Consider the following 5200-nt stretch of genomic DNA (forward strand, 5'->3'; position numbering starts at 1 on the left):
GTTTTGGAGAGTTATTAAAATATGCCGCTGATGGTGTGAATTTCGTATTTGGTGGATTAGTAAATCAAAAAGAGTTTTCGTTCTTTTTAAGTGTATTAATGCCAATCGTATTTATATCAGCTTTAATAGGTATTTTGCAACACATTAAAGTATTACCTATTATTGTGAAATCTATCGGTCTAGCATTAAGTAAAGTAAATGGAATGGGGAAACTAGAATCATATAATGCAGTTGCTTCTGCGATTTTAGGACAATCTGAAGTGTTTATTTCAGTTAAGAAACAATTAGGGTTATTGCCAGAGAAAAGAATGTATACATTATGTGCATCTGCAATGTCTACCGTTTCAATGTCTATCGTCGGATCATATATGGTGTTATTAAAACCGCAATATGTTGTAACCGCTTTAGTGCTTAACTTATTCGGTGGCTTCATCATTGCTTCTATCATTAACCCGTATGAAGTTACTGAGGAAGAAGATATGTTAGAAGTACAAGAAGAAGAGAAAAAGACTTTCTTTGAAGTATTAGGGGAATACATTATTGATGGATTTAAAGTTGCGATTACAGTAGCAGCTATGTTAGTCGGTTTCGTTGCTCTTATCGCATTCATTAATGCAGTATTTAAAGGTGTAATCGGTATTTCATTCCAAGAAATTCTTGGTTATGTATTTGCACCATTTGCATTTATTATGGGTGTACCTTGGTATGAAGCAGTTAATGCCGGAAATATTATGGCAACAAAATTAGTATCGAATGAATTTGTCGCTATGACAGATTTAGCACAAGGAAACTTTAATTTCTCAGATAGAACGACAGCGATTATATCTGTATTCTTAGTTTCATTTGCAAACTTCTCTTCAATTGGGATTATTGCAGGGGCGGTTAAGAGCTTAAATGAAAAGCAAGGGAATGTAGTCGCAAGATTTGGTTTGAAATTACTATTCGGTGCAACATTAGTAAGTTTCTTATCAGCAACAATCGTTGGCTTATTATTTTAATAGATTCGTATCATATAAAAAGGAATGGTGATTGTAATGAGAATGGTAGATATTATTGCAAAAAAACGTGACGGCAAAGAATTAACGACTGAAGAAATCAAATTCTTTATTAATGGATATACAGACGGAAGTATTCCTGATTATCAAGTGAGTGCGCTTGCAATGGCAATCTTCTTTAAAGATATGACAGATCGCGAACGTGCAGATTTAACGATGGCGATGGTTGAGTCTGGTGAAACGATCGACTTGTCAGCAATTGAAGGAATTAAAGTAGATAAACATTCAACTGGCGGTGTTGGTGATACGACAACATTAGTATTAGGACCATTAGTAGCTGCTTTAGATGTACCAGTAGCAAAAATGTCTGGTCGTGGTTTAGGACATACAGGCGGAACAATTGATAAATTAGAAGCGGTAGAAGGATTCCACGTTGAAATTACGAAAGAGCAGTTCATTGATATTGTAAACCGTGACAAAGTAGCTGTTATTGGACAAACAGGAAACTTAACACCTGCAGATAAAAAGATTTATGCATTACGCGATGTAACAGGAACGGTTAACTCAATTCCTCTCATTGCAAGTTCAATTATGAGTAAAAAAATTGCAGCAGGTGCTGACGCAATCGTACTTGATGTAAAAACAGGTGCTGGTGCATTTATGAAAACAGAAGAAGATGCAAAAGAATTAGCACATGCAATGGTACGTATCGGAAATAATGTAGGACGTCAAACTATGGCTGTTATTTCAGACATGTCACAACCGCTTGGTTTTGCGATTGGTAACGCTCTAGAAGTAAAAGAAGCGATTGATACGTTAAAAGGTGAAGGTCCAGAAGATTTAACAGAATTAGTACTTGTATTAGGTAGCCAAATGGTCGTACTTGCGAAAAAAGCAAATACGTTAGAAGAAGCTCGTGAAATGCTAATTGAAGTGATGAAAAACGGAAAAGCAACTGAGAAGTTTAAAGAGTTCTTAAGCAATCAAGGCGGAGATAGCTCAATTGTAGACAATCCAGAAAAAATGCCACAGGCGAAGTATGTAATTGATGTACCTGCAAAAACTTCAGGTGTTATTTCTAACATTGTTGCAGATGAGATTGGTATTGCAGCTATGTTACTTGGTGCAGGTCGTGCAACGAAGGAAGATGAAATCGATTTAGCAGTAGGATTAATGTTACGTAAAAAAGTTGGCGATGCAGTAAAAGAAGGCGAGCCATTCGTAACAATCTACGCAAATCGTGAAAATGTAGAAGATGTAAAAGCAAAAATTTATGAGAACATCTCTATCGCTGAAACAGCAGTGGCTCCTAAATTAGTTCATACAGTTATTACTGACTAATCATCATTTCGTTTACTTTGAGGGGGAAATAATATGGGTAAGAAAAAATATATTGAAGAAGCAAACAAGATGTTATCGAAAGCGTATATTCCGTATTCTAAATTTCCTGTTGGCGCAGCGTTAGTTACGAAAGAAGGGAAAATCTATACTGGTTGTAATATAGAAAATGCTTCTTACGGTTTATGTAACTGTGCAGAAAGAACAGCAATATTTAAAGCAGTATCAGAAGGTGAGCGCGATTTTAGTTACTTAGTTATTACAGGAGAAACTGATGGACCGATTTCACCATGTGGTGCGTGTAGACAAGTAATTGCTGAATTCTGTGATCCGAAAATGCCTGTATTATTAACGAATGTAAAAGGTGATGAAAAAGAAGTGACTGTTGAGCAGTTACTGCCAGGTGCTTTCTCAATAGAAGATTTAAAATAAATTGAAAAGCCATTCTACAATTATTATTTGTGGAATGGCTTTTTTATTTTCAAAAATTGAATGTAATATTTTGTTCATACTCCGTTCATAAACTTTGCTTAAAATAATTGCAGCGAATATAGAAAGTTTACAACAGGAGGAATAGAATGAAGAAATTATATAATGCGGCATTTATTTACTTAATTATTGGTTTATTATCAGGTGTATTTGCAAGAGAGTATTCGAAAGCACAAGGAATTAAAGGATCCACAATGTTGCAATTAGTGCATACACATGTATTAGTGCTCGGTTTTGTATTCTTTTTAATTGCTTTAGCCTTATGTAAAGTGTTTCATGTACAAGAAACAAAGAGCTTTTGTGCATGGTTTGTTGTTTATAATGTAGGAGTAATCTTTACTATTGCTACAATGCTATGGAGAGGTCTTCTACAAGTAAATGGAACTGACTTTTACGGTTTAAGCCATATGGCTGGATTAGGTCATGTTATTATAAGTGTCGGGCTCGTTTGGTTTATGATTTTGCTCAAAAAGTCTTTTAAATAGATAGGAGTGGGAAGAGTATGATAGCACTTTTATCAAGTATTTTAGCGGTTTGTATGGCTGTTGGTGTCATGTTTCTGCGCTTTAAAGCAGCGAAAAAGCCGGTAACGAAAAAGAAAATTATATTGCCGCCAATTTTTATGAGTACAGGCGCAACGATGTACTTTTTACCAGAGTTTCGATTAACATCGTTAGAAATAGTTGAGGCAATTAGTATAGGGCTTATCTTTTCTATTTTTCTTATTAAAACAACTAAGTTCGAAATAAAAGGCGAACATATATTTATGAAACCGTCAAAAGCATTCATATTTATTTTAGTAGGCTTATTAGCTGTACGCGTGGCATTAAAGTCATATTTAAGCCAATCAATTGATTTGGCAGAGTTAAGCGGCATGTTTTTCTTACTTGCATTTGCGATGATTGTGTCGTGGAGAATTGCGATGTATCGCTCGTTTACTAAATTAAAAAAGACAATAAAAAGAGCTGGAATTTCTATATAGGAAATCCAGCTCTTTTTATGTTTTATTAGAATTCTTTAGCGCGGAACTCATTTGCTTAATTTTAAACGTATTTGAGCATCTTGTAATGCAGCAGGTGTAACGTTAAGACCATTTTGATCAACAATTTTTGTGTTTAATAAAATGGAATCTAAGCTTCCACGAAATGTTTGTGTATAGTTTTGGCGCAACATTTGTTGTTCTTGTTTTTCATCAACTGTTAATCCATTCGCTTTTTCTTTTTTTGACAATTCGTTAATACGGAATAAAATGTTTTTCATTTGTTTCACCTCTAGTTAGATGTAATTACATTAGCTACTTACTAATGTATAGTTATTGTAACCTATCTTTTAATAAGTGTCAATGTCTATAAAATGCTTTGTTTTGTATGTGTATGGATGAGAGAGGATGTAAATGAATACTAATACTTGAAATAGAAAAGATGCTAATATACAATACTATGGTAGGGTATAAAGAGTTGTTGTTTTACATTATGAAAGTAATAAGTAAAAAGGAGTATGCAATAATGAATGCAGTAATTTCAAAGAAAGAAACAATCATCTCATATACGATTGCTATTTTATTTATTTTAGCTATGGTAACAGCTGGTGTGTTATTAAATGATCCGGAAGTCATTTTGCCGGAAATAGCAGCGATGGCAATTGCTTTATGGGCGTATCGCGAGCCAGGATGGTTAAGACAACCAGAAAAAATCTTTATTGCACCGTCAATAACAGCTGTTATTGGTTTTGCAGTGAATCAAATGGATATTTCCTATATAGGAAAAGTTAGCTTAACACTTATATTAATGATGTTGTTTTTATGTGTTATTCAATCCAATTTAGCACCATCCATTGCGACAGGTTTATTACCGTTAGTAACAAATGCGACGGAATGGTCATTTGTTATCGCGGTATTTGCTTTAACATTTATTTTAATGATAGGTGTTCTTATATTTAAATTGAACAACGGTATTGAGCGAAAAGTGCAAATACAGTATAAATATATGACTGTATTTCTAATACTAAATTTCGTATGGATCAGTTTATGCTGGATAACTGGTTATGAACAATTAGCAGTTATTCCACCAATATTAGTTGTTGTGTATGAATCACTTCAAAAGCCGATGTATAATGAAAAAATGGCTTTTAAACAAATATTAGTATTAACTGCATCGGCAACTGTTGGAACTTTATTGTATTTTGCAATTGATTCATGGATTGTAGTCACGTTATTAAATATGATATTAATGGTTATTTTATTAAAAATCGTTGGAGTACGTATTCCAGCAGCGTATGCATTTCCATTATTGCCACTCGTATTTCCTGATGAAATGATAAAAATGTTACCAGTAGCTTCATTTGTTGCGGGAGTATTTTTATTTGGTACAGTACTACTG

7 protein-coding genes are annotated in these 5200 nt (G+C 33.9%); 6 read left to right on the top strand and 1 reads right to left on the bottom strand.

Annotation, left to right across the window (positions count from 1 at the left end):
* The 5 genes from ABWK52_RS22410 to ABWK52_RS22430 form a co-directional block, all read left to right on the top strand.
* Positions 1–998, top strand: a 998-nt coding sequence (locus ABWK52_RS22410; RefSeq protein WP_353772141.1) for a NupC/NupG family nucleoside CNT transporter, incomplete at its 5' end; no start/stop codon positions are given.
* Positions 999–1034: 36 nt separating this feature from the next.
* Positions 1035–2336: a pyrimidine-nucleoside phosphorylase gene (locus ABWK52_RS22415; protein ID WP_001983022.1), complete on the top strand. Its 1302-nt coding sequence runs from the start codon at positions 1035–1037 to the stop codon at positions 2334–2336.
* Positions 2337–2369: 33 nt separating this feature from the next.
* Positions 2370–2765 carry a cytidine deaminase gene (locus ABWK52_RS22420; RefSeq protein WP_000516778.1) on the top strand — a complete coding sequence of 132 codons (396 nt, stop codon included), beginning with the start codon at positions 2370–2372 and terminating at the stop codon, positions 2763–2765.
* Positions 2766–2911: 146 nt separating this feature from the next.
* A complete protein-coding gene (locus tag ABWK52_RS22425) occupies positions 2912–3307 on the top strand; it encodes a DUF2871 domain-containing protein (protein ID WP_000737863.1) in 396 nt (131 codons plus the stop codon).
* 17 nt (positions 3308–3324) lie between these two features.
* Entirely contained in the window at positions 3325–3804 is a 480-nt protein-coding gene (locus tag ABWK52_RS22430; protein WP_000561046.1) for a CcdC family protein, read from the top strand.
* Between the two features lie 47 nt (positions 3805–3851).
* Here the strand turns inward: ABWK52_RS22430 and ABWK52_RS22435 are convergent, their stop codons facing one another.
* Entirely contained in the window at positions 3852–4082 is a 231-nt protein-coding gene (locus ABWK52_RS22435; protein ID WP_000789773.1) for a DUF896 domain-containing protein, read from the bottom strand.
* Between the two features lie 245 nt (positions 4083–4327).
* Between ABWK52_RS22435 and ABWK52_RS22440 the strand changes: the two genes are divergently transcribed.
* Positions 4328–5200 (top strand): hypothetical protein (locus ABWK52_RS22440; RefSeq protein ID WP_353772142.1); only part of this gene is annotated, 873 nt, incomplete at its 3' end.

Source organism: Bacillus sp. AP50 (genome assembly GCF_040492675.1).
Taxonomy (GTDB): Bacteria; Bacillota; Bacilli; order Bacillales; family Bacillaceae_G; genus Bacillus_A; species Bacillus_A cereus.